This window comes from Shigella sp. FC1967, assembly GCF_001743005.1.
In the GTDB taxonomy this organism is placed as follows: domain Bacteria; phylum Pseudomonadota; class Gammaproteobacteria; order Enterobacterales; family Enterobacteriaceae; genus Proteus.
Genome location: NZ_MIIZ01001108.1, coordinates 1 through 859 on the forward strand (window position 1 = coordinate 1; position 859 = coordinate 859).

General features: G+C 45.1%; 1 protein-coding gene. It reads left to right on the forward strand.

The features are described from left to right. Positions 1 to 94 precede the first annotated feature (94 nt). Positions 95 to 859: N-acetylglucosamine-6-phosphate deacetylase (locus BHE89_RS18890; protein ID WP_128860724.1), on the forward strand; the 765-nt coding region annotated here is incomplete at its 3' end.

Here is an 859-nt window from a genome sequence, read left to right on the forward strand (position 1 = left end):
AAACGTTGCGCGAAATAGGTCAAGAAAGTATCCAAGATATTCGTGAGCAGCTGGCGCAAATAGACAGTAATGATGTTGAAGAAGAAGACGGTTTATGAGTCAGCGATATGCCATTTTAGCAGATAGAACCTTTACACCAGAAGGTATTCGTTATCTTTGCTATGTCCATATTAAAGGCGATGTTATTGAATCAATTACCACACAAGCGCCAATAGATTGCCCCATTATTCGCCTAAAAGGGCGATCGTTATTGCCTGGATTTGTGGATATTCATATTCATGGACGTGAAGGTGCTGATGTAATGGATGCGACTCAGCAAGGGTTACAAACCATTGCGGATGCTTTAGTGAAGACGGGCGTTGTTGCATGGGTAGGTACAACGGTGACTGCGCCTATAGATGATATTCGCCTCGCATTATCACAAGTACGTGAGTTCTTATCAAAGCCACAAACATCCGGTGCGTTGTTGCTTGGGAGTTTTTTAGAAGGGCCTTATTTTACCGAACGTCATAGAGGTTCGCATCCGGTGAAATATCTAAAAGCACCCACAATATCAGAGCTAGAAACACTGCTTGAAAGTGCGGGTGACACACTATTGCGTGTTGCTGTTGCGCCAGAAGCTCAAGGTTCGATGGAAGCGATTGATTGGTTGGTCAATCGAGGTATTAAGCCTAGTGTGGCGCATACAGCGGCAACTTATGAACAAGCATCAGCTGCATTTTTACATGGCGCAGATTGTGGTGTGCACTTGTATAACGGTATGACGGGGCTTCATCATCGCGAGCCAGGATGTTGTGGTGCCGTGTTATATCACAATGTCTTGGCGGAATTGATCGCAGATGGCATTCATGTTCATCCC